The sequence below is a fragment of the Methylobacterium oryzihabitans genome (assembly GCF_004004555.2).
Classification (GTDB): domain Bacteria; phylum Pseudomonadota; class Alphaproteobacteria; order Rhizobiales; family Beijerinckiaceae; genus Methylobacterium; species Methylobacterium oryzihabitans.
On the sequence record NZ_SACP01000008.1, the window covers coordinates 162060 to 184903 of the forward strand.

Below are 22844 nucleotides of genomic sequence, written 5' to 3' on the forward strand. Positions count from 1 at the left end.
GCCTATTGTATCGGTCCGGGGGCCGTGGGGCCCCCTCGTCGTCGGAACGGGCCCGATCTTGCTGCTGCCAGGCGAGAGCCACCTCACCGCCGCCCATGCCCGCGGCTTCGACGGGATCGACACCTGGATCTTCGATCTCGACAACACGCTGTATCCGCACGACGCCCGGGTCTGGCCGCAGGTCGACGAGCGCATCACGCTCTACGTCATGAACCTGTTCGGGCTCGACGGCCTGTCGGCGCGGGCACTCCAGAAGTACTTCTACCACCGCTACGGCACGACCTTGCGGGCGCTGATGGCGGAGTGGCAGATCGACCCCTACGACTTCCTCGACTTCGCCCACGACATCGACCATTCCGGCATCGCGCTGAACGCCGCCCTCGGCGACGCGATCGAGGCGCTGCCGGGCCGCAAGCTGATCCTCACCAACGGCTCGCGCCGCCACGCCGAGAACGTGGCGCGCAAGCTCGGCATCCTCGACCATTTCGAGGACGTGTTCGACATCGCGGCCGCCGACTTCGTGCCCAAGCCCGAGCGACCGGCCTACGAGCGCTTCCTCGACCGCCACGGGGTCGACCCGACCCGCTCGGTGCTGTTCGAGGACATCGCCAAGAACCTCGTGGTGCCCCACGACCTCGGCATGGCGACGGTGCTGGTGGTGCCGCGCACCATCGACCCGTTCCGCGAGGCGTTCGAGCAGGAGGCGGTGAAGGCGCCGCATATCGACCACATCACCAACGACCTCGCCGGCTTCCTCGCCGACCGGGTCTCGCCGGCGCTGGCCGCGTGAGCCCGCCCGACGATCCGGTCGAGGTCTGGGGCCGGCGCATCGGCCGCGGGCTCGGCCTCGTCGCCGTGGTGGTGCTGGCGCTGATGCTCGGCCGTCAGCTCAAGCTGTGGTGAGGCTCGTGGAAGCCGTCGACTGGAGCGGCCTGAAGGCTCCCGACCTCGCCGCCTTCGAGAGACTCGCCGAGGCGGCCTTCGCGCGGCTGCCGGAGGAGTTCCGTGCGCTCTGCGCCGGCGTGGTGGTGCGGGTCGAGGATTTTCCCGACGACGGCACCCTCGCCGAGATGGCGTGCGAGAGCGAGTTCGACCTGCTCGGGCTGTTTCGCGGCGTCGGCCTCGCGCAGGGCGGCGGGGCGCTCGCCACCGGGCAGTTCCCCAACATGGTCTGGCTCTACCGCCGGCCGATCCTCGACTACTGGGCCGAGCACGACGAGAGCCTCGGCCACCTCGTCACCCACGTCCTCGTCCACGAGATCGGCCACCATTTCGGGCTGTCCGACGACGACATGCAGGCGATCGAGGACGCCGCCGAGGCGTGACCCGTCAGCCCAACCCAGCGGGTGGGCCGAGCCGGCCGCGGAGCCCGTCGAGCACGCCCCGGCCGAGGCGGGCGAGCACCGCCGGCCGGTAGCCGGAATCGGCCCAGTACAGCCCGGCCTGGAGCGGTAGGTAGGCCGCCTGCCGCAGCCGCCAGCGCCACGGCACATGAGCGAGGCGCCACGCATAGACGCTGTTGCGCAGGTAGGTCGCCATCCGGGGCAGGCTCTGGCGCGGCATCGCCACCGGCAGGAACCGGGCGCGGATCGTGCCGCCGCCGACATGGTGGACGATGCCGGTGTCGCGGTCGGCCCAGCACGACCAGCCGCGGGCCCAGGCGCGGAAGCACCATTCGAGATCGACGCCGTCGATGAAGAAGTCGTCGCGGAACGGCCCGACCGCCCGGAACGCGTCGAGGGCGATCAGCGAGCCGGTGGTGGCGAGGAAATCGACGGGATCGAGGGAGCCGACCGGCACCACGCCGGGCCGGGCCGGGTAGCGCGGCGGCTTGTGGGCGCCCTCCCCGGCCCGCGGCTGCGGCCCCACCACCGCGACCCGCTCGCCGTCCGCCGCCAGCCGCTCCAGGGCGGCGACGAGGCGCGCCGGCAGGTCGGGCCCCGGCGTCGCGTCCTGGTCGAGGAGCAGCAGGTGCCGGCGGCCGTCGGCCAGGGCCGCCTCGGCGGCGGCGTTGAGGCCAGTCGCGATGCCGGCGTTGCGACCGTCGCCGAGGAGGCGCAGGCCCGGGATCGCCGCCAGCCGCGCGCGGTCCACGGCGCCGAGGCCGCCATTGTCGTAGAGGTAGGCGGCGGGAGCCCGCGCCGCGAGACCTGCCAGGGTGTCGAGGTGGGCGGGCGTCGGCCGGTACAGCACCGCCGCGATCGCGGGGCCGGTGGGAAGATCGGACATCCGGCGGCTCTACACCATCCGGGCGCGGCCGATCACACCTGATCGAAATCCACCGTCACCCGCCCGCTGGTCGGCCGGGCCTGGCAGGTGAGCACGAAGCCGGCCTCGATCTCCCAGGGTTCGAGGGAGTAGTTCACCTCCATCTCGGCCTCGCCCTCCACGAGCTTCGCCCGGCAGGTGCAGCACATCCCGCCCCGGCACGAATACGGCAGGTCGAGCCCGGCCCGCGTGGCGGCGTCGAGCACCGTCTCGCCAGGGAGCACCGGCACCCGCGTGGCGATGCCGTCGGTGATGACCGTGGCCTCTGCCGCCGGGGCCGTGCCGGCCGCCACGGGACGGGCGGCGCGCGGCCGGCCGTCGCCGGCCGGGGTGAACCGCTCGGCGTGGATCCGCTCCGGCGCGACCCCGGCCCCGGCCAGCGCCGCCGTCACGGTGTCGATCATGTCGGCGGGCCCGCACACGAAGGCGCGGTCGATCAGCCGCGCCGGCACGACGGTGCGCAGGAACAGCCCGGCCTTCTCGCCGTCGAGGCGGCCGTTGAGGATCGCGATGTCCTGGCTCTCGCGCGACAGGACGTGGAACACCGACAGCCGGTCGAGGAAGCGGTCCTTCAGGTCCTCCAGCGCCTCGCGGAACAGGATCGAGCCGGTCGCGCGGTTGCCGTAGAACAGGAAGAACCGGCTTTGCGGCTCGCGCGCCAGAACGGTGCGGATGATCGACAGGATCGGGGTGATGCCCGATCCCGAGGCGAAGCCCGCGAAGGTGCGGGCCTCGTCGGGCTTGGCTTCGTCCGGCTTGGCTTCGATCGGCTTGGCTTCGATGCCGAAGCGGCCCATCGGCGGCATCACCTCGATGGCGTCGCCGGCGCCGATCGCCTCGTTGGCGAAGCACGAGAACAGCCCGCCCTCGACCCGCTTGACGGCGATGCGCAATTCGCCGTCGTCGGCGCCCGAGCAGATCGAGTAGGAGCGCCGCACCTCCTCGCCGTCGAGGGTCGTGCGCAGGGTCAGGTACTGGCCGGGGGCGAAGCCGAAGGCGGCCCGGTCGTCCTCCGGCACCGCGAAGGCGATCGACACCGCGTCCGGGGTCTCGCGGCGCACGTCCCGGACGGTGAGGCGGCGGAAATGCTGGCTCATCGGACGCCTCGTCAGATGCACTTGAAGGAATCGAACGGCTCGCGGCAGGCCCGGCAGCGCCACAACGCCTTGCAGGCGGTCGAGCCGAACTCGGAGATCTTTTCGGTGTTCGCCGAGCCGCAGAGCGGGCATGCGACGCTCTCCTCGCCGAACAGCGCCCGGCGCGAGGCGCGGCCCTGGGGCGGGGCGATGCCGTAGGCGCGCAGCTTCTCCTTGCCCTCGTCGGTCATCCAGTCCGTGGTCCAGGCCGGCGACAGCACCAGCCGGACGCGCGCCGGACCGATGCCGGCTTTCGCCAGCGCCGTCTGGACCTCGATCCCGATCACGTCCATCGCCGGGCAGCCGGAATAGGTCGGGGTGATCGTCACCTCGACCGTGCCGTCCTGCACGGTGACGTCGCGCAGCACGCCGAGATCCGCGATGGTCAGGACCGGGATCTCCGGGTCGCAGACCTCGGCCGCCGCGGCGCGGGCGGCCTGCGCCAGGGCCTCGTCGGTCACCACGTCGCCCCCGGATGGGCGCGCTGGAGGTATTGCAGGTCGGCGAGGATGAAGCCGAGATGCTCGCTGTGCCGGCCGACCCGTCCGCCGCCCTGGCGCCAGGGGGCGGCCGGCGCCGTCAGGGTCGCCTCGCGCAGCACCATCGCCACGGTCGCGTCGAAGGCCGGGCGGATCGCCGCCGGATCGACGGCGATGCCGGCCCGGACCAGTTCCGCCTCGGCGTCGTCGCTCTCCATCAGCTCGCCGGAATACGGCCAGAGGTCGTCGAGGGCGGCCTGCGTCCGTTCGTGGCTCTCGGGGGTGCCGTCGCCGAGGCGGATCAGCCATTCGGCGGAATGGCGGAGATGGTAGGCGGTCTCCTTCTCGGCCTTGGCGGCGATCGCCGCCAGCGTCGGGTCGGCCGAGGCGGTCATCGCGCGCCAGTACGGATCGAGGAAGGCCGAGGCCAGCACCTGCCGCACGATGGTGGCGGCGAAGTCGCCGTTCGGCTGCTCGACCAGCAGGCAGTTGCGGTACTGGCCGACGTCGCGGCGATAGGCGAGGTCGTCCTCGGTCAGCCCGCGCCCGTCGAGCGTCGCGGCATAGTCGTAGAGCGACCGCGCCTGCCCGACGCAGTCGAGGGCGATGTTGGCGAGCGCGATGTCCTCCTCCAGCATCGGCCCGTGCCCGCACCATTCCGACAGCCGGTGCCCGAGGATCAGCGCATCGTCGGCCCGCCGCAGCACCAGGGCGAGGAGCGGGGTCTCGGCGAGGGTGATCGAGGTGGTGGTCATGGGTTGGCCCGGGTTGGGTCGAAGGAAGCGCCGCCCCGACCCTCCCCCCTCTGCGGGGGAGGGTGGCGAACGAAGTGAGCCGGGAGAGGGGAACGCGACAGTGCCGGATGGGGCGTATGTCAGTTCAGTCGCGACCTTTCCGGAAGCGGCGTCCCCTCTTGCGGGACTTCGTCCCGGCCCGCCCCGCATCCGCGGGGCACCCTCCCCCGCAGAGGGGGGGAGGGTTCGCGTCGGGTCTGTCTGTGCGAAGCCGGAAATCCCGACCCGCCCCCGTCCCCTCACATGTGCCCGACCTCGTCCGGCACCTCGTAGAAGGTCGGGTGGCGGTAGATCTTCGAGGCGGTGGGCTCGAACAGCACGTCCTTGTCGGCCGGGTCGGAGGCCGTGATGGCGTTGGACGGCACGACCCAGACCGACAGCCCCTCGCCGCGGCGGGTGTAGACGTCCCGCGCCGCCTGGAGCGCCATGGTGGCGTCGGCGGCGTGCAGCGAGCCGACATGCTTGTGGGCGAGGCCGTTGCGGGAGCGGATGAACACCTCCCACAGCGGAATGGTCTGGACCGTGGTCATCGTCCCCTCCCGGCTCACGCCGCTTCCGGCAGGGCCGCCGCCTCGGCGGCCCGCCGGGCGCGCTTCTGCGCGTGTGCCATCGCGGCCTCCCGCACCCAGGCGCCGGCGGCGTGGGCGTCGCGGCGCTGCTTCATCCGCTGGCGGTTGCACGGGCCGTTGCCGGCGAGCACCTGCTTGAACTCCTCCCAGTCGATCGTCCCGAAGCGCCAGTGGCCGCTCGCCTCGTCGAAGGCCAGCTCGGGATCCGGGAAGGTCAGGCCCAAATACCGGCCCTGCGGCACGGTGGCGTCGACGAATTTCTGGCGCAGCTCGTCGTTGGTGAAGCGCTTGATCTTCCACTTCGCCGACTGGTCGGAATGCTGACTCTCGGAATCGGGCGGGCCGAACATCATCAGGCACGGCCACCACCAGCGGTTCAGGGCGTCCTGCGCCATCGCCTTCTGCTCGGGCGTGCCGCGGCAGAGGGTCAGCATGATCTCGTAGCCCTGGCGCTGGTGGAAGCTCTCCTCCTTGCACACCCGGATCATCGCCCGGGCGTAGGGGCCGTAGGAGCAGCGGCAGAGCGGGATCTGGTTCATGATCGCCGCGCCATCGACGAGCCAGCCGATCGCCCCGATATCGGCCCAGGTCAGCGTCGGGTAGTTGAAGATCGAGGAATACTTGGCCCGGCCGGAGAGCAGTTGCTCGAACATCTCCTCGCGGCTGGTGCCGAGGGTCTCGGCCGCCGAGTACAGGTAGAGGCCGTGGCCGGCCTCGTCCTGGACCTTGGCGAGCAGGGCCGCCTTGCGCTTGAGGCTCGGCGCGCGGGTGATCCAGTTGCCCTCCGGCAGCATGCCGACGATCTCGGAATGGGCGTGCTGCGAGATCTGGCGGGTGAGCGTGCGCCGGTAGCCCTCGGGCATCCAGTCGTTCGGCTCGATCCGGTCCTCGGCGTCGATCCGGGCCTGGAACCGCGCGCCGCGCGCCTCCTCGGCCGGATCGACCACCGGGCGGCCATGGACCTCCTGAGCGTTGAGAGCCTGGGTGTACATGGCCGTTCCTCCCTGACTTGTTGCCGCTCAATATGTCACGAAAATCTCAAAGTGCAAGATTTTTCGTAACACGATCGGCGAAGCGATCGCGAAAGTCCGGTCCCGGCGGCGGCAGCGGGCCGGCCTCGCCGCGGGCGTGGCACGACAGCCACCGCTCCGAGGCCGGCACCAGCGCGCGGTAGAGGCCGGCGCACAGCGCGCGGGCGGTGGTGCCGGGCCAGTCCTCCGGCAGCAGCGCCGCCGGCAGCAGCGGGTCCTTCAGCACCGCCCGGCGATAATCGTGCAGGGCGAGCAGGCGGATCACCAGGGCGTCGAGGTCGCCGGGCCGGGCGCCGGCGGCGACCGCCTCGGCGGTCTCGCGATAGGCCGCGACGAAGCGCCCGTAGCGGGCGGCGAGGTCGGCGAGCGGCCAGGCGCGGGCGGCGAGGCGGCGGGCCGTCGCCGCGTCCTGCGGCCGGGTGGCGAGACGCAGGGCCGCGCCAGCGGCGGCCAGGGGAGAGGCGGCGAGGTACAGGTCGGGCCCCAGCGCGCCGTAGCCCGCGGCGGTCAGGCCGGCGCGCTCCGCCGGCCGGTCGCCGTCGCCGTCGAGGAGCAGCAGGTCGAAGCCGCCGTCCCAGTCCGGCGGCGGAGCGCCGTAGATCCGCCCGGTCGCCGCCGCGAAGGTGGTGCGGCCGTGCGGCGTCAGCCGGTAGAAGCTGTTGCGCCCGACCTTCCAGCGCTCGAACCAGCCGTCGGCGACGAGGCGCGACAGGGCGGTGCGCACCACGCCGTCGCCGATGCGGCACGCCCGGGTGATCGCCAGGAGCGATTCGAGCGACAGCACCCCGCCCCGCGGCACCACCGCGTCGCCGAACACCGTGACGACGAGCGACCCGGCCCGGATCGGCGTGCGGGCGTGGAAGCGGTCGAGCAGGGCATCGACGAGGGGCATCCGGCAACCTGTGCGCTGGCGGGGAGAGATGGCCGGGTAGCAGGTCGCGCCGGCCCTGCCGAGACCGGCCGGCGCCTTGACCAACCGGCCGGTCGGTCAATAATCTCGCCGCAAGAACGAAGGCAGGGAGGAGCCCGGATGAGGCTCGACAGCTACGTCCAGGGCGCGTGGTCGGTGCCGGGCGGCGACTGGCGCGCGATCCGCAGCGCCGTCACCGGCGAGGTGGTGGCCGAGGTCGCGGGCGGGACGCTCGCGATGGACGCGGTGCTCGACTACGCCCGGCGGGTCGGCGGGCCGGCCCTGCGGCGCCTGACCTTCCACCAGCGCGCCGACCTGCTCAAGCGCCTCGCCCAGCATCTCAACGCCCACCGCGAGGTGCTGTACCGGCTGTCCTTTGACACCGGCGCGACCCGGAGCGACCACCTCATCGACATCGACGGCGGCATCGGCACGCTGTTCGTCTTCGCCTCGAAGGCGAAGCGCGAGCTTCCCGACGCGACCTTCCTCCTCGACGGGCCGGTCGAGGCGCTGTCGAAGGGCGGCAGCTTCGTCGGGCGGCACATCCTGACCTCGCTGCACGGGGCGGCGATCCACATCAACGCCTACAACTTCCCGTGCTGGGGCCTGCTGGAGAAGCTGGCGCCGGCGATCCTGGCGGGCATGCCGGTGGTGACCAAGCCCGCGACGGTCACGGCCTACGTGGCGCACGCCCTGGTGCGGCTGATCGACGAATCCGGCCTGCTGCCGCCCGGGGCGCTGCAATGCGTGGTCGGCCCGACCGGCGACCTGTTCGACCACCTCACCGGGCAGGACGTGGTGTCGTTCACCGGCTCGGCCGCCACCGCCGAGATGCTCCAGCGCCACCCGGTCGTCGCCCACGAGGCGGTGCGCTTCGTCGCCGAGCGCGACTCGCTCAACGCCGCGATCCTCGGGCCCGACGCCGCGCCCGGCACGCCGGAATTCGACCTGTTCGTCAAGGAGGTCGCCCGCGAGATGACGGTGAAGGCGGGGCAGAAATGCACCGCGATCCGCCGGGCGCTCGCCCCGCGGGCGCACCTGCCGGCGGTGATCGCGGTTTTGTCGCAGCGCCTCGCCGGGGTGACGGTCGGCGACCCGCGCCTCGACGGCGTGCGGATGGGCCCGGTGGTCGGGCTCGACCAGCGCCGCGACGTGCTCGCCCGGGTCGAAGCCCTGAAGACGGAAGCCGACCTCGTCTTCGGCGATCCCGACCGGGTGACGGTCGAGGGGGCGGATGCCCGCACCGGCGCCTTCCTGCCGCCGCTGCTGCTGCACTGCCCCGATCCGATCCGGGCCGAGCGGGTCCATTCCGTCGAGGCGTTCGGCCCGGTCTGCACCGTGATGCCCTACGCCGATCCCGACGAGGCGGTGGCGCTGGTGCGGCGCGGCGGCGGCAGCCTCGTCGCCTCGCTCTACAGCCACGATCCGGAGGCGGCCTTCGCCCTGGCGCACGGGCTGGCGCCGTTCCACGGCCGGCTGCACCTGGTCGACCGCGACTGCGCCCGGGAGCAGACCGGCCACGGCTCGCCGCTGCCGCACATGGTGCATGGCGGCCCGGGCCGGGCCGGCGGCGGCGAGGAACTCGGGGGATTGCGGGCGATGCATCACGGGATGCAGCGCACCGCGCTCCAGGGCTCGCCGGCGATGATCGCCCGCCTGACCGGGGCCTGGACCAAGGGCGCGCCGGAGATCGTCGCCGACGCGCACCCGTTCCGCTGCCACTTCGAGGACCTGGAGATCGGCCGCAGCTTCCACTCCCGCGAGCGGGTGGTGACGCTGGAGGACGTCGAGCACTTCGCCCACTTCACCGGCGACACCTTCTACGCCCACATGAGCGAGGAGGCGGTGCGCGGCCACCCGTTCTTCCCCGGCCGGGTCGCCCACGGCTACCTGCTCCTGTCCTTCGCCGCCGGCCTGTTCGTCGATCCCGATCCCGGCCCGGTCCTGGCGAATTACGGGCTCGATTCCCTGCGCTTCCTCAAGCCGTTGCAACCGGGCGAGGCGATCCGGGTGCGGCTCACCGCCAAGCAGAAGTCGCCGCGCAACGCCCAGTACGGCGAGGTGCGCTGGGACGTCGAGATCCAGACCGGGGGCGGCGAGACCGCCGCCACCTACGAGTTGCTGACCATGAACGCGATGCGGGGGAGTTGAACTCCCCGCCCCTCACGCGAACAGCCGCTCCTTCTCCAGCCCCTTGTAGAGGTCCGCGACCTGCTCGCCGTAGCCGTTGTAGATCCTCGTCGGGATGCGTTCGTCGGTGCCGAGCACCCGCTCGCTCGCCTGGCTCCAGCGCGGATGCGACACCGCCGGGTTCACGTTGGCCCAGAAGCCGTATTCCGACGCCTGCAACCCTTCCCAGAAGGTCTTGGGGCGCTCGGCGGTAAACGAGATCCGGTTGATCGACTTCACCGACTTGAAGCCGTATTTCCACGGCACGGCGAGCCGCAGGGGCGCGCCGAACTGGTTGAGCAGCGGCTTGCCGTAGACGCCCGTGACCATGAAGGCGAGGTCGTTGTTGGCCTCGGCGAGCGTCAGCCCCTCGGTGTAGGGCCAGGGGTAGAACGGGCTGCGCTGGCCCGGTGCCATCGCCTTGTCGAGGAAGGTCTGCATCTGGATGTACTTCGCCCCCGAGGTCGGCCTGGCGAGCGCCACCAAGGCGGCGAGGGGGAAGCCGGTCCACGGCACGGTCATCGACCACGCCTCGACGCAGCGGTGGCGGTAGAGCCGCTCCTCCAGCGCCATCTTGCGCGCGAGATCCTCGAAGCCGATCTCGAACGGCTTCTCCACCAGCCCGTCGACCTTGATCGTCCAGGGCTGAGCCTTCAGCGCGTTCGAGGCCGGCGTGACGGTCTTGTTGGTCCCGTACTCGTAGAAGTTGTTGTAGTCCGCGCTCTCGCTCTCGGGCGTCAGCGGGCGCTCGATCGCGTAGGCGGCGTTGCGCTTGGCCGGGTAGAGGTCGGCGGTGCGGGTCGCCCCGGTCCCCTCCCCCGGCACCGCGGCGGCGGCGCCACCGGCGAGGGAGGCCGCGGCGAGGCCGGCCGCGCCGCCGAGCAGCGCCCGACGGTTCAGGAAGTGGGCTTCCGCCGTCGCGGCGGATTCCGGGATCTCCCAGCCGCGCTTGACCTTGATCAGCATCGTCGAACTCCTCGCCTTCCGCGCCGTCGTCTCCCGGTGATCTGGGAGGCCGGCGCCCGACCGCCATCCCCTTCGTTCGACGGGCCGGCGCGGCCGGTTACAGCGCCGGGCGCGACACAGCGCTCCACCCGTGCCATAGACGGACCATGCCCGCGAAGAAGCCGAAGCACACCGCCTTCACGGTGGCGGTCTCCGCCATGGACGAGACCTCCGGCAGTCTCGTGCTGAAGGTCTACGTCGCGATGGCGCCCGACCCGAACGCCGCCCTCGACGCCGTGCGGGCGGTGGCGGCGCCGGACGCGGCGGCGGAACTCAGCGGCACGCTGTCCGACCGCCTCGCGTCCCGGCTGAAGCTGCGGGCGGGCGAGGTCCGGCCGATTTAGGTCCGAACTGAATCCAAGAAATTGATTTTACGTTGGATTTTTGGAGCGCAGGATCCCCTCTCCCACTCGGGAGAGGGGAGTCGCGCCAAAGCAAAGGCCGCCTTCGACGAGTACAACGGGCGCAGACGACCGCCACCCCGCTCCATCCACAAGGGACGGCCAAGCCGGTGAGCAACTGAGACGGCTCACGCCCCCCGCAATTCGCGCCGCAGCACCTTGCCGACATTGGTCTTCGGCAGGCTGTCGTGGAAGACGACGCGGCGGGGCACCTTGTAGCCGGTCAGGCCCTCGCGGGCATGGGCCCGCAGGGCCTCGGCGGTGAGGTCGGGGTCGCGGCGCACCACGTGGGCGACCACGACCTCGCCGGTCTCCGGGCTCGGCTCGCCGACCACCGCCACCTCGAGCACGCCCGGATGGGCGGCGAGCACGTCCTCGACCTCGTTCGGGTAGACGTTGAAGCCCGAGACCAGGATCATGTCCTTCATCCGGTCGACGATGCGGACCTGCCCGTCGCGCTGGATCACCGCGACGTCGCCGGTGCGGAAGAAGCCGTCCGGCGTCATCGCGGCGGCGGTCTCCCCCGGCCGGCTCCAGTACCCGGCCATCACCTGCGGGCCGCGCACGCACAGTTCGCCCGGCTCCCCGTCCCCCGCGGCGGCGCCGTCGGCCCGGCGGACGCTCACCTCGGTCGAGGACAGCGGATAGCCGATGGTGCCCGACCATTCGGGCAGGTCGCGCCGGTTGACCGTGACCACGGGCGAGGTCTCGGACAGGCCGTAGCCCTCGATGATGGTGCGGCCGGTCCGCTCCTTCCAGCGTTTCGCCACCGCCGCCTGCACCGCCATGCCGCCGGCGATGACGTAGTCGAGGTCGCGCCACTGGATCCGGTCGAAATCCGGATGGGTCATCAGGGCGTTGAACAGGGTGTTGACCCCCGACAGCAGGGTGAAGCGGTTGCCGCGCAGGGTCTTGACGAAGCCCGCGATGTCGCGCGGGTTGGGGATCAGCAGGCAGCAGGCGCCGACCCGCATCATGTAGAAGAAGCAGCAGGTCAGCCCGAAGATGTGGTAGAACGGCAGGGCCGCCACCATCACCCGGCCCGGCGCCTGCCGCTCGGGCAGGGCGAACCACGCCCGGCACTGCTCGACATTGGCCGCGACGTTGCGGTGGGTCAGCATCGCGCCCTTGGCGATTCCGGTGGTGCCGCCGGTATATTGCAGGAAGGCGAGGTCGTCGGGCGAGACCGCGACCGGGCGAAAGCCGGATTTCGCGCCCGCGGCCAGGACCGCCGGATAGGCGATGCGGCGCTCCGCCGGCAGGCTGTAGGGCGGCACCGCGCGCTTGACGTGGCGCGCCGCCAGCGTCACCAGGCCCCCGCGCAGGCCGAGCCCGTCGCCGGCGCCGGCCACCACCACCCGCTCCAGCGCCGGCAGGTCGGGCAGGGCCTGCGCCACCGTGGCGGCGAAGTTCTCCAGGGCGAACAGGATCCGGGCGCCGGCATCGGCGAGCTGGTGGGTGAGTTCGCGCGCCGTGTAGAGCGGGTTGACGTTGACCACCGTCGCGCCGGCGATGAGCGCCCCGAACAGCACCGCGCCGTAGGCCGGCACGTTTGGCATCATCACGGCGACGCGGTCGCCGCGGCCGATGCCCTGCGCCTGGAGCCAGCCGGCGACCGCCTCGGCGTCGCGCTTGAGCCCGGCGAAGGTGACGGTGCCGCCGAAGCAGCGCAGGGCCGGCCAGTCGGCATAGCGGCGCGTGCAGTCGGCGAACAGGTCGGCCAGGGTGCCGACCCGGGACGGATCGATCTCGGCCGGCACGTCGGCGGGATAGGCGGCGAGCCACGGGCGCGCGGCCGGCGCCAGCACGGAATCGACCATTCACTCCTCCCGCGGGGCCGTTGGTCGGCCGCCTTTCCCGAGCAGGTTTCGCAAAAGTGGCTGCCGCTTTTGCGAGGAAAACCTGCGACACAACAGAAACCGAAGCGGACGAAGCGTTGGCCTGCCAACGCAAGTCTGCTGAGGCGTTAGCGGCTCCGCACGACGGTTTCAACGCGACGGCGTCCGGGCAGGAGAGCCAGCGCGCCGTGCGGCAGGAAGGCCGCCGCGACGAGGCCCGCGACCAGCGCGGTGGCGGCCGGATCGAGCGCCCGGCGCGGCCAGGGGTCGAGGCCGAGGGAGCGGGCGGCGGCGAGCGCGGCGAGCGCCCACCACAGGGCGGAAAAACGCGCGAGCGCGAGGCCGAGCCCGCGCAGGCGATGCCCCTTCCCCGGCCACGCCCCGCCGGCGGCGAGCGCCGCGAGGCCGAGGATCCCGGCGAACAGGAAGGCCGCCGCGAGGGCGCCGAGGGCGTGGGCCGCCGGCAGCGGCTGGCCGGTCATAAACGCGAAGCTTCCGACCGCGAAGCCGGACCGCGCCAGCAGGCCGCCATAGGTCGGGTAGAGGACGAGGGCGGCGAGCAGCCCGGCGCCGGCGAGCCCGGCGGCGAGCCGGCGCGGCCACCCCGTCGGCGCGCATCCCGCCACGACGGCGACCCGCGCGACGCCGTAGACCAGCGCCAGGGCGGCCAGGGGGAACAGGTCGAGGAAGAAGCCGTAGAACCACGCGCCGAGGCCGAGGGCCTCGGCCTGCGCCCGATCGAAGCCCGACGCGGCCAGCGCTGCGACGGCGGCGAGCGCGGCGGCGAGGGGCGCCGCCGCGGAGAGCAGCCGGCTCACGCCTCGTAGTGGTCGCGCACCAGCCGGTCGAGCAGGCGCACGCCCCAGCCCGAGCCCCACGAGCGGTTGATCTCGCTCGACGGCGCGCTCATGCCGGTGCCGGCGATGTCGAGATGCGCCCACGGCACGTCGTTGACGAAGCGCTTGAGGAACTGCGCCGCCGTCGCCGAGCCGCCGTGGCGGCCGCCGGAATTCTTCATGTCGGCGAACTTCGAGTCGATCAGCTTGTCGAAGCCCGGGGCGAGCGGCATCCGCCACACCTTCTCGCCGGTCGCCTCGCCGGCGGCGATCAGCCGGCCGGCGAGCTCGTCGCTGGTGCTGAACAGGCCGGCATATTCCTGCCCGAGCGCCACCAGGATCGCCCCCGTCAGGGTGGCGAGGTCGACCATGAAGCGCGGCTTGTACTCCTGCTGGATGTGCCAGAGCACGTCCGCGAGGACGAGCCGCCCCTCGGCGTCGGTGTTGATGATCTCGATGGTCTGGCCCGACATCGAGGTGACGATGTCGCCCGGCCGCTGCGCCTTGCCGTCGGGCATGTTCTCGACGAGGCCGATGGCGCCGATGGCGTTGACCTTCGCCTTGCGGGCGGCGAGCGCGTGCATCAGCCCGGTGACGCAGGCGGCCCCGGCCATGTCGCCCTTCATGTCCTCCATGCCGCCGCTCCCCTTGATGGAGATGCCGCCGGAATCGAAGCACACGCCCTTGCCGACGAACGCGACCGGGGCCTCGCCCTCGTTGCCGCCGTTCCACCGCATGACGACGACGCGGGCCTCCTTGGCCGAGCCCTGCGCCACGGCGAGGAGCGCCCGCATGCCGAGCTTCCTCATCGCCTTCTCGTCGAGCACCTCGACGGCGACGCCGACCTTCTCCAGCGCCTCGGTCCGGCGGGCGAACTCCTCCGGGTCGAGGACGTTCGGCGGCTCGTTGACCAGCTCGCGGGCCATGATGACGCCGTCGGCCACCGCGTCGGCGGCGCGGGCGGCCTTCTTCATCGCGCCGCTCTCCGGCGCGAGCAGGGTGAGGCGGGCCGCCCCGGTCTCGTCGCCGTCGCCGGCCTTGCGGCTCTTGTAGCGGTCGAACTTGTAGGCGCGCAGCCGCGCCCCGAGGGCGAAGGCGGCGACGTCGTCGGCCGACGGGGTGGAGCCCGGCCAGTCGAGCACGACCTGGGCGCGGCGCCCGCCGAGGCGGCCCGCCGTGGCGCCGCCGAGCATCGTCCAGTCGAGCCCGGCCCGGTCCTTGTCGGAACCGAGGCCGACGACGATCAGCCGGTCGGCGGCGAGCCCGGACGGCGCCACCACCGTCAGGGCGCCGTGGAGCTTGCCCTTGAACCGCTCCGCCGCCGCCGCGCGGGCCACGAGGTCGGCCGCACCCGCCCCGGCGATCTCGGCGGCGCGGGGCGAGAGCGCGAGGTCGTCGCCGACGAAGAGAACGAGGTCCCCGCCCTGGGCCGAGGCCGCGCCCGCCGATCCGAGGGTCTCGAACTCGATGCTGATGCCGTCCGCCATGGCGTTGCCGTCGTCCCGTCTCGGTTGTTGGCGGGAGGCCGTCCCGCCGCTTGGCTCCTGTGTAGAGCGGGCCGCCGGCAGAACGCAACGCGGCGCCAGAGCCGGTCTCCGGCGGCCGCTCGACGGGCGATGCCCTGTGCCGGGCGCGAAGAGCGCCCCGCGGAGCGGGTTCGAGGGGGCGAACGTCCCCTGGAACGCGCAAGCGGAGCGAGAGCCAAGTGATCGGATGCGAACGCCGGCGCCTGAGGCCAAGCACGGAACAAGGCCATCGCTCTGAAGCGATGGCCCTGCATGCGGCGGCGACCAGGGTTGACGGCCGCCGGCCGCGGGTTCACCTCTGCCCGGCGATGCCCCCGCTCCTCGCCCTCCCCTTTCCGGCCATCGACCCCGTCGCGATCGCGCTCGGGCCGGTGCAGATCAAGTGGTACGCCCTCGCCTACATCGTCGGGCTGATCGGCGGCTGGTTCTACGCCCGGCGGCTCATCGCCCGGCCGGGGCTGTGGGGGGCGGTGCGCCGGCCGGGCGCGGCGGAGATCGACGACCTCATCGTCTGGGTGGCGCTCGGCGTCGTGCTCGGCGGGCGCATCGGCTACGTCCTGTTCTACAATCTCGGCGCCTATCTCTCGAACCCGGCCGAGATCCTGGCGATCTGGCGCGGCGGCATGTCGTTCCACGGCGGCTTCCTCGGCGCGATCCTCGCCCTGGTGCTGTTCGCCCGCTCCCGCGGCCTGAACGCCTACGCGATGCTCGACCTCGCCGCGGTGGTGGTGCCGATCGGGCTGTTCTTCGGCCGCATCGCCAACTTCGTGAACGGCGAATTGTGGGGCCGCCCGGCGCCGGACTTCGCCTACGCGATCGTGTTTCCCAACGGCGGCCCGGTGCCCCGCCACCCGAGCCAGCTCTACGAGGCCGCGACCGAGGGGCTGCTGCTGTTCCTCGTCATGGCCGTCGCGGTTCACCGGTTCGGCTTCCGGCGTCCCGGGCTGCTCGGCGGCCTGTTCGTCATCGGCTACGCCATCGCCCGCACCGCCTGCGAGTTCTTCCGCGAGCCGGATCCCCAGCTCGGCTTCCTGTTCGGGCGCGAGGTCGGGGCGCTCGGCGGCGGCATCACCATGGGCATGCTGCTCTGCGTGCCGATGCTCGTCGTCGGCGTGGTCTTCGTCGTGCGCGCCGTCACCGGCGCCACCCGGCCGCGGCCGCGCCTGGAGGCGGACGAGCCGGAGGCCGAGGCGCGCTCGGCGTGAGCGCGACGCCCCTCCTGGCCGAGTTGCGCGAGCGGATCGCGCAGGACGGCCCGATCACCGTCGAGCGCTACATGGCCCTGTGCCTCGGCCATCCGCTCCACGGCTACTACCGCACCCGCGATCCCCTCGGGGCGGCGGGCGACTTCGTCACCGCCCCGGAGATCAGCCAGATCTTCGGCGAGCTCCTCGGCCTGTGGACCGCCCAGGTCTGGCACGATCTCGGCCGCCCCTCCCGCCTCGTCCTCGCCGAACTCGGCCCCGGCCGCGGCACGCTGATGGCCGACGCGATGCGCGCCATCCGGGCCGCCCTGCCCGATTGCGCCGGCGCCCTCGACCTGCACCTCGTCGAGACGAGCCCGGTGCTGCGCGCGGCCCAGGCGCGCAGCCTCGCCGGCACCCCGGCGCAGTGGCACGACGAGGCCGGCACGCTGCCCACGGGCCCGGCGGTGATCCTCGCCAACGAGTTCTTCGACGCCCTGCCGGTGCGCCAGTACCAGCGCACGGCGCAGGGCTGGTGCGAGCGCCTCGTCGGCCTCGGGCCGGACGGCGCGGCCCTCGCCTTCGGGCTGAGCCCCGAGCCGAGCCGCGAGATCGCGGTCGAGGGTCGGCCCGGCGCCGTGCTCACCGTGCCCTCGGCCGGGCTCGCGGTGGTGCGCGACCTCGCCGCGCGGCTGGTGCGCGACGGCGGCGCGCTGCTCGCCATCGATTACGGCGAGGCCCGGCCCGGCCTCACCGACACCCTCCAGGCGGTGTCGCGTCACCGCTTCGCCGACCCGCTGGCGGCGCCCGGCGAGAGCGACCTGACGGTGCAGGTCGATTTCGGCGCCCTGGCGCGTGCCGCCGGCACCCTCGGGGCGGCCGCCCACGGGCCGGTGAGCCAGCGCGACTTCCTCCTGGCCTTGGGCCTCGCCCCGCGGGTCGAGCGGCTGACCGCCCGGGCCGCCCCCGACCGGGCCGCGGCGGTGCGGGCGGGCGCGGAGCGCCTGATCGACGCCCAGCCCCGCGGCATGGGCAGCCTGTTCAAGGTGCTGGGGCTCGCCGGCCCCGGCCAGCCGCCGCTGCCGGGCCTGCCGCCGGCCACTCTTCCCGCCTGATCCCCGCCGGACCCGCCATGCCGATCGAATCCCCCGCCCTCGCCGCCCTCCCGGGCATCCGGCACGCCTACTTCACCCGCGAGGGCGGCGTGTCGGAGGGGCTGTATGCCAGCCTCAACGGCGGGCTCGGCTCCGGCGACGACCCGGCCGCGGTGGCGGAGAACCGCCGGCGGATGACCGCCCGCCTCGGAGTCGCGCCCGACGCGCTGGCGAGCGTCTTTCAGGTCCACTCGGCCGAGGCGGTGATCGTCGAGGCACCGTTCGCCGAGCGACCGCGGGCCGACGCGATGGCGACCCGGGTGCCCGGGCTCGCCCTCGGCATCCTCACCGCCGATTGCGGGCCGATCCTGTTCGCCGATCCTGCGAACCGGGTGATCGGTGCCGCCCATGCCGGCTGGAAGGGCGCGCTCACCGGAATCATCGAGGCGACGCTCGCGGCGATGGAGTCCCTCGGCGCGACCCGCCGCGAGATCACCGCGGTGCTGGGGCCGACCATCTCGGGAGCCGCCTACGAGGTCGGGCCGGAATTCCGCGACCGCTTCGCCGCCGCCGATCCCGGCAACGGGCGCTGGTTCGCCCCGAGCCCGGAGCGGCCCGACCACAGCCTGTTCGACCTGCCCGGCTACGTCGTCGCCCGCCTGGAGCGCGCCGGGGTGGGGACGGTGGCCGATCTCGGCTGGTGCACCTACGGCGACCCGCAGCGGTTCTACAGCTACCGTCGCACCACCCATCGCGGCGAGCCCGATTACGGGCGCCTCGTCTCGGCGATCGCCCTGGTGCCCTGACCATCGCCGATCGTCGGCATTTTAACGAACGGGTCAGAACTCGCTTAGCGGCAGCCCGGTATTCCTGTCTCATCGGAGAAGGACACCGGACGATGCCGCAGATCTGGCTCACCTACGACGAGATGGCCGACCATTTCGGCTGCTCCGCCACCGAGGCGCGGTCGGGCGCGATCAGCCAGGGCTGGCGCCGCCGCCGCTGCGGCGACGGCGCCACCCGGGTCAAGCTGCTGCCGGACATGGCCCTGGACTACATGCGCGCCCAGGTGGTGAAGCACAGCGCCGGCATGGTGCGCGACCTTCAGGCGCGGGCCTCGTCGTTCGAGCGCGGCCCGGCCGCCGCGCCGCTCGCCCTGCCGGCGGCCACGGCCGAGGCCGCACTGCCGCCGCCTCAGAGCAAGGTCGCGTGATACGGTTTTCAGACGATCAGTTCCGAAAACCGTATCACCAGCCCGCGCGGCGCTCGAGCGAAGCCGAAACCCGCATCGCGAATGCGATTCCGCAGGGATCGCCAGAAGCGATCAATCGGAAATCGTATGACGCGGGACCTGATCGGCCGGTCCGCCTGATGGCGGCTCGGCGGGGCCGAGCAGCACCGGCAGCAGGTCGCCGGCCGGGAGCGGCCGGCCGATCAGGTAGCCCTGGACCATCCGGCAGCCGGCCCGGCGCAGCTTCTCCAACTGCTCCGGCGTCTCGACGCCCTCCGCGGTGGTCGTCACGCCCAGCCGCTCGCCGAGCCGCGTGACCGCCTCGACGATCGCGGTGGCGTCGGGACGGGTGTCGAGGTCGGCGACGAACGAGCGGTCGATCTTGATCTTGTCGAACGGAAACCGGCGCAGATAGCTCAGCGACGAGAACCCGGTGCCGAAATCGTCGAGGGCGATGTGCACGCCGAGGCGCTTGAGCCGGTGCAGGACCGCGAGGGTCGCCTCGGTGTCCTCGAGCATCACGCCCTCGGTGATCTCGAGTTCGAGGCGGTGCAGGTCGAGGCCGGCCTCGCGCGCCGCCGCGATCACCGTGGCGGCGAGGGTGCCGTCGCGGAACTGCACCGGCGAGAGGTTGACCGAGACCTGGAGCGCGTCGGGCCAGCGCATCGCCTCCCGGCACGCCTCCCGCAGCACCCACTCGCCGAGGGTATCGATCATCCCGATCTCCTCGGCGATCGGGATGAACTCGGCCGGCGGTACCGCGCCCCGGGCCGGGTGGTGCCAGCGCACCAGCGCCTCGCAACCGGCGATCCGGTTGGTCGCGAGCGCGAGGAAGGGCTGGAAGTGCAGCGCGAATTGCGGTGAGCGTGCGAGCGCCTGCGGATCGAGGGCGGCGCGCAGGTCGACCTCGATCGCCCGGCGGGCCTGGATCGCGGCATCCATCTCCGGCTCGAAGAAGCGGCACAGGCCGCGTCCCTCGGCCTTGGCCCGGTAGAGGGCCATGTCGGCGGTCCGCAGCAGAGCCTCGGGATCGCGCCCGTCCTCCGGCGCGAGGGCGACGCCGACGCTCAGCCCGACCGTGACCGCCTTGCCGTCGAGGCGGTAGCCCCGGGCGACGGCCTCGATCAGCCGCGCGGCGAGGCGGGCCGCCTGCTCCCGCCCGGCCCCGGGCACGACCAGCGCGAACTCGTCGCCGCCCATGCGGGCGAGCAAGGCCCGCTCTTGGCTGAGGTCTTGGGCGAGCAAGGCCCGCCCTTGGTGGGGGTCTTGGGCGAGCAAGGCTCGCCCTTGGCTGAGGTCTTGGGCGAGCAAGGTTCGCCCTTGGTGGGGGTCCTGGGCGAGCGGGGCTCGCCGGTCGGGGTCCTGGGCGAGCGGGGCTCGCCGGTCGGGGTCCTGGGCGAGCGAGGCTCGCCGGTCGGGGTCCTGGGCGAGCGGGGCTCGCCGGTCGGGGTCCTGGGCGAGCGGGGCTCGCCGGTCGGGGTCCTGGGCGAGCGGGGCTCGCCCCTGGCCGGTCTCCCGGGCGAGTTCGGCGGCGAGCCGGGCGGCGACCTCCCGCAGGAGCGCGTCGCCGGTGGCGTGGCCGAGGGTGTCGTTGACGGCCTTGAAGCGGTCGAGGTCGAGGCAGAACACCGCGGTCGCGGCCCAGGGCCGCGCGAGCGCCGCCGCCAGCGCCTCGTGGAGCATCGCGCGGTTGGGCAGCCCCGTCAGGGCATCGTGGCGCGCCATGTGGACGATCTGCGCCTCGGCCCGCTTCGAGGCGGTGACGTCCTCGTGCACCGTCACGAAGCCGCCGTCCGGCGTCGGCGCGTAGGTGACCGCGATGGTCCGGCCGTCGGCGTGGGGCTGGTCGAGGCGGTAGGCGTGGTCGCTCACGACCCGCCGCGCGGCCTGGGCCCAGGCCTCGTCGGGCGTCAGCCCGGGGAACCCGCCGGCGGCGGCCCGGGCGTGGATCACCTGCCGGGCGGTCATGCCCGGGCGGACCGCGTCGGGCGCCAGGCCGTAGAGGTCGAGGAACTGCCGGTTGAGGACGGCGACCCGATGGTCGGGATCGAACAGGACCAGCCCGTGCGACATGTGCGCGAGGGCGGTGTCGAGCCAGCGGTTGCGCTGCGCCAGCCGGTCGTCGACGAGCCGGCGGTCGGTCGTGTCCTCGTGGATCGCGACCGCGCCGCCGTCGGGCGTCGGCGTCATCGTCATCGCCACCGCGCGGCCGAGCCCGAGCCGGTGCTCCATCCGGCAGACGGTGCCGGTGGCGAGGCTCCCCCGCACGCGCTCCCACACCGCGTCGGCGGTCGTGTCGGCGAAGCCGCCGTGGCGCACGGTGCTGCGGATCAGGGCCTCGGCCGGCATCCCGGCCCGCAGCGTCCCGGGCGGCAGGTCGTAGAGGTTGCCGAAGCGCTGGTTGAACGCCGCGACCCGGTGCCGGGAATCCAGGATGAGCACGCCGTGCGGCACATGGCGCATCAGCAGGTCGAAGTGCGCCTGCAGGTCGCGCAGCGCCCGCTGCGGCGCGTCGTGCGGGGCCGTCGCCGGCCCGGGGCCGTCGGCGCCGCAGCGGCCGCGATAGCCCAGGAAGGTGCCGTCGCCGCCCAGGACCGGCTCGCCGCTGAAGCGCAGGAGGCGGCGGCGGCCGTCGGGATGGTCGTGGGCCAGGACGAGGTCGCGGAACGGCAGGCGGGCGGAGAGCTGCGGCCAGCCACCGCCCGACCCGCCGGCCGCCGGAACGGCGTCGGGCAGGTCGATTCCGGGCCAGGGCAGGCCGAGTCCCCTGGCGATCGGCCGGCCGGTCAGGTCCTCGTAGCGCCCCGACAGATGGATCAGGCGCAGAGCGGCATCGGTCTGCCAAAACCAGCCGGCGACGACCTCTGCACCATCATCCGAACCCATGGACCAACCTCGACGGCTGGGACAGCGTTACCATTCCTCAACGCTCACTTCCCGCAAATTGTGTTGAGATCGCACGGCGATCCCAAGGTCCGGTGATCGCGCACCCCGTCCCGTGCCGCAAACCCCTTCATCCGATTTTCGATCAATCGCTTCGCGATGCGGGAAACGGCCTCGCTCAGGCGTGTGGAGCCTTCGGCCCCGTCGAGCGAGCGGGTGATACGAAATCCGGAAGCCACCGTCCGGATTTCGTATCACCCGGTTCCCGAACTCCGGTATCGCCCCGCCATGACCCCTCGTCCCGCCCCGTCCGTGCGCTCCGCCACCCTCACGGGTGCCGGGGCGATCCTGCTGTGGTCGCTGCTGGCCCTGTTCACCGCCGCCTCCGGCACGGTTCCGCCGTTCCAGCTCGCCGCCATGACGTTCCTCGTCGGCGGCCTCGTCGGAGCGGCGGGCTTCGTCGTCCGGCCGGCCCGCCTGCGCGCCCTGCGCCAGCCGGCGCGGGTGTGGTTGCTCGGCGTCGCCGGCCTGTTCGGCTACCACGCCCTGTACTTCGCGTCGCTGCGCCTGGCCCCGCCGGCCGAGGCTGGTCTCGTCAACTACCTGTGGCCGCTGCTGCTGGTGCTGTTCTCGGGCCTGCTGCCCGGCGAGGGCGGGCTGCGGATGCCGCACCTCGTCGGCGCGCTGCTCGGACTCGCCGGCATCGCCGTGCTGATCGCCGGACGCGGCGGTCTCGGCTTCGAGGCGGCGTCGCTGCCGGGCTACCTCGCGGCCCTCGCGGGCGCCGTCGTCTGGGCGGCCTACTCGGTGCTGTCGCGCCGGGTCGGCGCGGTGCCGACCGACGCGGTCGCGGGGTTCTGCCTCGTCACCGCGGCGCTCAGCCTCGCCTGCCACCTCGCGGTCGAGGACACGGTGTGGCCGGCGGGTGCCGCGCAATGGGCGGCGGTGGCCGCCCTGGGCATCGGGCCGGTCGGTGCGGCGTTCTACCTCTGGGACATCGGAATGAAGCGCGGCGACATCCGCCTCCTCGGCGTCGCCTCCTACGCCGCTCCGGTGCTCTCGACCCTCGTGCTGGTCGCGGCCGGCTACGCGCCGGCGACCTGGAGCCTCGCCCTGGCCTGCGGGCTGATCGTCGCCGGGGCGCTGGCGGCGACCCTGGGGCCGTCACGCATAGGGGTCGAGACCGACGCCTAATACCAACGGCCCAGGATGCCGACGCATCGGGCCGTTGAATTTTCTCAAAATTTCCGACGCCAAGCCAGAGACTTAGCGGAAATTCGAGAGCGGAACCAAAGGTCATTTTCAATGACCGTTGGTATAAGAGCCTGTTTGAGCGACGGTCAATCGTATTGACCGCGCGAAGCTCCCCTTTCCCGGACGACTGAAGCGATAGCGGAAGGAGATCCGGGATCCAGCACAGGAAGTGCCGCGAAGCGGCTCAGACTGACAGCACTGCCGCTGAGTATGGACGCTTCGCGACTTGTTGTGCT

General features: G+C 72.8%; 21 protein-coding genes. 9 read left to right on the forward strand and 12 right to left on the reverse strand.

From position 1 onward, the window contains the following. The first annotated feature begins 58 nt into the window (after window positions 1-58). Both EOE48_RS10355 and EOE48_RS10360 read left to right on the forward strand, forming a co-directional pair. A complete protein-coding gene (locus EOE48_RS10355; protein WP_127728720.1) occupies window positions 59-790 on the forward strand; it encodes a pyrimidine 5'-nucleotidase in 732 nt (243 codons plus the stop codon). A 118-nt stretch (window positions 791-908) separates the two neighbouring features. Continuing rightward, window positions 909-1325: a metallopeptidase family protein gene (locus tag EOE48_RS10360; protein ID WP_425463646.1), complete on the forward strand. Its 417-nt coding sequence runs from the start codon at window positions 909-911 to the stop codon at window positions 1323-1325. A 4-nt stretch (window positions 1326-1329) separates the two neighbouring features. Here the strand turns inward: EOE48_RS10360 and EOE48_RS10365 are convergent, their stop codons facing one another. The 7 genes from EOE48_RS10365 to EOE48_RS10395 all read right to left on the reverse strand — a co-directional run bounded on the left by EOE48_RS10365 (window position 1330) and on the right by EOE48_RS10395 (window position 7169). Next, window positions 1330-2229, reverse strand: a complete 900-nt coding sequence (locus EOE48_RS10365) for a glycosyltransferase family protein (RefSeq protein WP_127728722.1) — start codon at window positions 2227-2229, stop codon at window positions 1330-1332. 32 nt (window positions 2230-2261) lie between these two features. Beyond that, window positions 2262-3365 carry a 1,2-phenylacetyl-CoA epoxidase subunit PaaE gene (gene paaE / locus EOE48_RS10370; RefSeq protein WP_127728723.1) on the reverse strand — a complete coding sequence of 368 codons (1104 nt, stop codon included), beginning with the start codon at window positions 3363-3365 and terminating at the stop codon, window positions 2262-2264. 11 nt (window positions 3366-3376) lie between these two features. Then, complete coding sequence (paaD, locus tag EOE48_RS29790) at window positions 3377-3868, reverse strand: 1,2-phenylacetyl-CoA epoxidase subunit PaaD (RefSeq protein WP_127728724.1); 492 nt, start codon at window positions 3866-3868, stop codon at window positions 3377-3379. Beyond that, complete coding sequence (gene paaC / locus EOE48_RS29795; protein ID WP_127728725.1) at window positions 3862-4638, reverse strand: 1,2-phenylacetyl-CoA epoxidase subunit PaaC; 777 nt, start codon at window positions 4636-4638, stop codon at window positions 3862-3864. The genes paaD and paaC overlap by 7 nt, the downstream gene beginning before the upstream one ends. 278 nt (window positions 4639-4916) lie before the next feature. Beyond that, window positions 4917-5207 (reverse strand): 1,2-phenylacetyl-CoA epoxidase subunit PaaB, encoded by a 291-nt coding sequence (gene paaB, locus EOE48_RS10385; RefSeq protein WP_127728726.1) that lies wholly within the window; start codon window positions 5205-5207, stop codon window positions 4917-4919. A 14-nt stretch (window positions 5208-5221) separates the two neighbouring features. Further along, on the reverse strand, window positions 5222-6238 hold the full coding sequence (gene paaA, locus EOE48_RS10390; RefSeq protein WP_127728727.1) for a 1,2-phenylacetyl-CoA epoxidase subunit PaaA: 1017 nt from the start codon (window positions 6236-6238) through the stop codon (window positions 5222-5224). A gap of 46 nt (window positions 6239-6284) precedes the next feature. Next, complete coding sequence (locus EOE48_RS10395) at window positions 6285-7169, reverse strand: PaaX family transcriptional regulator C-terminal domain-containing protein (protein WP_127728728.1); 885 nt, start codon at window positions 7167-7169, stop codon at window positions 6285-6287. A 138-nt stretch (window positions 7170-7307) separates the two neighbouring features. On the opposite strand from EOE48_RS10395, the gene paaZ reads away from it, so the two are divergent. Beyond that, a complete protein-coding gene (gene paaZ, locus EOE48_RS10400) occupies window positions 7308-9338 on the forward strand; it encodes a phenylacetic acid degradation bifunctional protein PaaZ (protein ID WP_127728729.1) in 2031 nt (676 codons plus the stop codon). 12 nt (window positions 9339-9350) lie between these two features. Here the strand turns inward: paaZ and msrP are convergent, their stop codons facing one another. Next, window positions 9351-10322 (reverse strand): protein-methionine-sulfoxide reductase catalytic subunit MsrP, encoded by a 972-nt coding sequence (gene msrP, locus EOE48_RS10405; protein ID WP_127728730.1) that lies wholly within the window; start codon window positions 10320-10322, stop codon window positions 9351-9353. Between the two features lie 146 nt (window positions 10323-10468). Between msrP and EOE48_RS10410 the strand changes: the two genes are divergently transcribed. Then, the gene (locus EOE48_RS10410; protein ID WP_127728731.1) at window positions 10469-10705 is read left to right on the forward strand and encodes a hypothetical protein; all 237 of its coding nucleotides are present in this window, start codon (window positions 10469-10471) and stop codon (window positions 10703-10705) included. 185 nt (window positions 10706-10890) lie between these two features. Here the strand turns inward: EOE48_RS10410 and EOE48_RS10415 are convergent, their stop codons facing one another. The 3 genes from EOE48_RS10415 to EOE48_RS10425 form a co-directional block, all read right to left on the reverse strand. Next, complete coding sequence (locus EOE48_RS10415) at window positions 10891-12582, reverse strand: AMP-binding protein (RefSeq protein ID WP_127728732.1); 1692 nt, start codon at window positions 12580-12582, stop codon at window positions 10891-10893. Window positions 12583-12728: 146 nt separating this feature from the next. Further along, complete coding sequence (locus EOE48_RS10420) at window positions 12729-13418, reverse strand: hypothetical protein (protein WP_127728733.1); 690 nt, start codon at window positions 13416-13418, stop codon at window positions 12729-12731. Continuing rightward, a complete protein-coding gene (locus tag EOE48_RS10425) occupies window positions 13415-14923 on the reverse strand; it encodes a leucyl aminopeptidase (protein WP_127728734.1) in 1509 nt (502 codons plus the stop codon). The genes EOE48_RS10420 and EOE48_RS10425 overlap by 4 nt, the downstream gene beginning before the upstream one ends. A 347-nt stretch (window positions 14924-15270) precedes the next feature. Here EOE48_RS10425 and lgt point away from each other — a divergent pair, with 347 nt between their 5' ends. The 4 genes from lgt to EOE48_RS10445 all read left to right on the forward strand — a co-directional run bounded on the left by lgt (window position 15271) and on the right by EOE48_RS10445 (window position 18453). Then, window positions 15271-16167 (forward strand): prolipoprotein diacylglyceryl transferase, encoded by an 897-nt coding sequence (gene lgt / locus EOE48_RS10430; protein WP_127728735.1) that lies wholly within the window; start codon window positions 15271-15273, stop codon window positions 16165-16167. Beyond that, window positions 16164-17261 (forward strand): class I SAM-dependent methyltransferase, encoded by a 1098-nt coding sequence (locus EOE48_RS10435; protein WP_127728736.1) that lies wholly within the window; start codon window positions 16164-16166, stop codon window positions 17259-17261. Before lgt ends, EOE48_RS10435 begins: the two co-directional genes overlap by 4 nt. A gap of 17 nt (window positions 17262-17278) precedes the next feature. After that, entirely contained in the window at window positions 17279-18046 is a 768-nt protein-coding gene (gene pgeF, locus EOE48_RS10440; protein WP_127728737.1) for a peptidoglycan editing factor PgeF, read from the forward strand. Window positions 18047-18138: 92 nt separating this feature from the next. Next, on the forward strand, window positions 18139-18453 hold the full coding sequence (locus EOE48_RS10445; RefSeq protein WP_127728738.1) for a hypothetical protein: 315 nt from the start codon (window positions 18139-18141) through the stop codon (window positions 18451-18453). Window positions 18454-18564: 111 nt separating this feature from the next. Here EOE48_RS10445 and EOE48_RS30210 read toward each other — a convergent pair whose 3' ends face one another. Further along, entirely contained in the window at window positions 18565-21357 is a 2793-nt protein-coding gene (locus EOE48_RS30210; RefSeq protein ID WP_127728739.1) for a sensor domain-containing protein, read from the reverse strand. Between the two features lie 285 nt (window positions 21358-21642). Here EOE48_RS30210 and yddG point away from each other — a divergent pair, with 285 nt between their 5' ends. Next, window positions 21643-22548: an aromatic amino acid exporter YddG gene (gene yddG, locus EOE48_RS10455; protein WP_127728740.1), complete on the forward strand. Its 906-nt coding sequence runs from the start codon at window positions 21643-21645 to the stop codon at window positions 22546-22548. The last annotated feature ends 296 nt before the right edge of the window (window positions 22549-22844 follow it).